The organism is Pseudomonas sp. CM27 (assembly GCF_013179515.1).
In the GTDB taxonomy this organism is placed as follows: Bacteria; Pseudomonadota; Gammaproteobacteria; order Pseudomonadales; family Pseudomonadaceae; genus Aquipseudomonas.
This window is the reverse complement of the sequence record NZ_JABMCN010000374.1, coordinates 1-3,715: the sequence shown is the minus strand read 5'-3', so window position 1 is coordinate 3,715 and position 3,715 is coordinate 1. Positions and strand designations below refer to the sequence as shown.

3 protein-coding genes are annotated in these 3,715 nt (G+C 62.2%); 1 reads left to right on the top strand and 2 read right to left on the bottom strand.

Features of this window, described 5'->3' with window-relative positions; all coding sequences use genetic code 11:
• Nucleotides 1-727 (bottom strand): putative porin (locus HP547_RS27905; protein WP_172288683.1); only part of this gene is annotated, 727 nt, incomplete at its 3' end.
• A gap of 262 nt (nt 728-989) precedes the next feature.
• On the opposite strand from HP547_RS27905, the gene HP547_RS27900 reads away from it, so the two are divergent.
• Complete coding sequence (locus HP547_RS27900) at nt 990-2,117, top strand: GNAT family N-acetyltransferase (protein ID WP_172225429.1); 1,128 nt, start codon at nt 990-992, stop codon at nt 2,115-2,117.
• Nucleotides 2,118-2,242: 125 nt separating this feature from the next.
• Here the strand turns inward: HP547_RS27900 and HP547_RS27895 are convergent.
• On the bottom strand, nt 2,243-3,715 hold a 1,473-nt coding region (locus HP547_RS27895), incomplete at its 5' end, for an ABC transporter ATP-binding protein (protein ID WP_172288681.1).

Genomic DNA, 3,715 nt, shown 5'->3' with positions numbered 1-3,715 from the left:
GGTAGACCTGCGCGTCGTGCTTGTACTGAACACCGTCGCCATCGACGTTGTCTTTCAACGTGTACTGACCGGCGCTGGCAAAGACTTCCGCGCCGCCCAGATCCGCTTTGTAGGTGGCGGCCACGCCTTCAGGGTTGATGTCGCTGTCCCAGATGATGTCGCCCATGCTCACCCACGGCTGGGGCATCTTGCCGCCGATCAGGTGCAAGTTCGGGACAGCGGTCGGGTGCCAGTCGAGGTAGGCAAGGTCGACCCACAGCGACTTCTTGTCGAAGTAGTTGTCGAAGCTCTGGTTGGTCGAACGACGGTCGGCGCTGCTGCCTGTGGCGATCCGCACGCCAGCATCGACCTGCGGGTTGATCTCGCTGTAGAACCCGACGCGAGCGCGTACGCGCTGACGGTCCTGGTTGCCACTGCTGCTGTTCGGGTCATCGACGTTGACGTCTTCGTAACGCAGGCGTACATCACCCTTGATCTGGGTCTTGGCGGCCCATGCCACTTTTTGTTCGAAGGAGCTCATACGTTCGGACTGAGCTTTCTGGTCGGCCTTTTCCTTGGTTTCTTTCGCCAGGTCGCCCTGCAGTTCGGTGTACTGCGCCTGGTTGATCGAGCCGTTGGCGCGGAGCATTTCGAGCAGCTTGGCGTCGACAGCTGCACTGGCCGGGGCACTCAGAGCCAGCATCATGCCGGTGAGGCTCACTCCGGTAAGTGTAGAAACAAGACGCATAAGGTTCTCCCTACTAAAAAAAATGGGGGAGGCTCAAGCGCCTGCCCCTGCGTTGGCATGTCTTCGGAAAGGGCCTGAATAGACAGGTTCTGGGGTTCCGGAAAACAGGCGCAAGTATTGCGGGGGCCAATGACAGATTAATGTCTAATTAGTGGCACTGTTGTTAAGTAATTGAGAATAAAAGGATCAGTGCCGCGTTCGCCATTTGAGTGACGGGCCTTCCTTGGGGATACTGGGTGCCTTGAGACAGCGAGCCAGAACCGTGACCAGCCTCTACAGCCTTGCCCATTTGCGTGATCTTCCGGCGGCCACCTGGGATGCCCTGGTGCCGGCCGGCCAACCCTTCCTGCGCCATGCTTTTCTTAGTGCCATGGAAGACAGCGGCAGCGTCGCCCGCAACACCGGCTGGGCCGCCGAGCACCTGGTGCTGGAGCGTGACGGGCAGGTGCGGGCGCTGTTGCCGGCGTATCGCAAGTGGCACTCGTTTGGCGAATATGTGTTCGATCATGGTTGGGCCGATGCCTGTGAACGGGCCGGCATCGCCTATTACCCCAAACTGCTTGGCGCCGTGCCGTTCAGCCCGGTGAACGGCCCGCGGCTGCTCAGCGCCGACCCTGGCGATGGCCAGCTGTTGCTGCAGGCGCTGCCGGAGTATCTGGGCAAGGGCGGGCTTTCCGGTGCGCACATCAATTTCACCGACCCGGTCCTGGACCAGCAACTGGCTGGCCTGCCGGGGTGGATGGAGCGCCTGGGTTGCCAGTTCCACTGGCATAACCGCGGCTATCGCGACTTCCAGGATTTTCTCGACACCTTGAGCTCGCGCAAGCGCAAGCAGATGCGCAAGGAGCGTGAGCAGGTGGCCGGGCAGGGCATCGAATTCCGCTGGTACCGCGGGGGGGAGCTGGACCAGGCACAGTGGGATTTTGTCTATCGCTGCTACGCCAACACTTACGCCGTGCGTCGCCGTGCGCCTTATCTGACCCGCGAGTTTTTCAGCCTTATAGCCGAGCGCATGCCCGAGGCGCTGCGCGTGGTGATGGCCAGACAAGGCGGGCGTGATGTGGCGATGGCCCTGAGCCTGGTGGGTGGCGACAGCCTGTTCGGCCGATACTGGGGGTGCCTGGACGAGTTCGACCGGCTGCATTTCGAGACGTGCTTCTATCAGGGTATGGACTTTGCCATTGCCGAGGGTTACCAGCGTTTCGATGCCGGAGCGCAGGGGGAGCACAAGCTGATACGCGGGTTCGAGCCGGTGCTGACGCGGTCGTGGCATTACCTGCTGCATGCGGGGTTGCGGCGTGCGGTGGAGGATTTTTTGCTGCAGGAGCGGGAAGGGGTCAGGGCTTATGCAGAAGAGGCGCGGGGGATGCTGCCTTATCGCCGGGACTAAGCGTCTTGTGCTGCTTGTAATGGCCCTATCGCCGGCAAGCCAGCTCCCACAGGATCCCCACAGGCCTTGAAATCTGTGGGGGATCTGTGGGAGCTGGCGTGTCGGCGATAGGGCCGGTACAGGAGTCAGTCGACTCCGACAAAGCCCCCGGTCTGGTGATGCCACAAGCGGGCATACAGCCCCTGCTGCTCAAGCAGCTCACTGTGGCTGCCACTCTCGACAATGCGCCCCTTGTCCAGCACCACCAGGCGGTCCATCCGCGCGATGGTCGACAGCCGGTGGGCGATGGCGATCACGGTCTTGCCCTGCATCAGTGTCTCCAGGCTTTCCTGGATCGCCGCCTCCACCTCCGAGTCCAGCGCCGACGTGGCTTCGTCCATGATCAGGATCGGCGCGTTCTTCAGCAGCACCCGGGCAATCGCGATGCGCTGGCGCTGGCCACCCGACAGTTTCACCCCACGCTCACCCACATGGGCATCGAACCCGGTGCGGCCCTGGGCATCCGACAACTGCGGGATGAACTCATCGGCGCGCGCGCGGCGTACGGCTTCGTGCAACGCTACCTCGCTGGCCTCGGGGCGACCATACAGCAGGTTGTCGCGGATCGAGCGGTGCAGCAACGAGGTGTCCTGGGTGATCATGCCAATCTGCGCACGCAGGCTGGCCTGGCTGACTTCGGCGATGTTCTGGCCGTCAATGAGGATGCGTCCGCCCTGCACGTCGTACAGCCGCAGCAGCAGGTTGACCAGGGTCGATTTGCCTGCCCCGGAGGGCCCGATCAAACCGATTTTCTCACCCGGGCGGATGTCCAGGTTCAGCCCCTCGATCACGTTGGCAGCCTTGCCGTAGTGGAAGTCCACGTCATCGAAGCGTACCGCCCCTCGGCTGACCTTGAGCGCTGGCGCGTTGGGCTTGTCGGTGACAGTAACCGGCTGGGCGATGGTCTGCAGGCCGTCCTGGACCATGCCGATGTTCTCGAAAATGCCGTTGACCACCCACATGATCCAGCCCGACATGTTGACGATGCGAATCACCAGGCCAGTGGTCAGGGCAATGGCGCCGACGGTGATCAGCGACTGGCTCCACAGCCACAGCGCAAGGCCGGTGGTGCCGACCACCAGCAAGCCGTTGAGGGTGGTGATGACCACGTCCATGCTGGTGATCACCCGCGAGGCCAGCTGGGTTTTCTCGGTTTGCTCGCTGATTGCCTCGCGGGCGTATTGCTGCTCGTAGTCGGTGTGGGCAAACAGCTTCAGGGTAGCGATGTTGGTATAGCCGTCGACGATGCGCCCCATCAGCTTGGAGCGGGCATCGGACGAGATCACCGAGCGCTCCTTTACCCGCGGCACGAAGTAGAAAAGCGCGGCGATGTAGCAGATGATCCACGCCAGCAACGGCAGCATCAGGCGCCAGTCGGCCTCGGCGAACAACACCAGCGAAGTAATGGCGTAGATCAGTACGTGCCACAGCGCGTCCACTGCTTGCACCGCCGAGTCGCGCAGTGAGTTGCCGGTTTGCATGATGCGCTGCGCGATACGCCCGGCAAAGTCGCTCTGGAAGAAGTTCAGGCTCTGCTTGAGCACGTAGCTGTGGTTTTG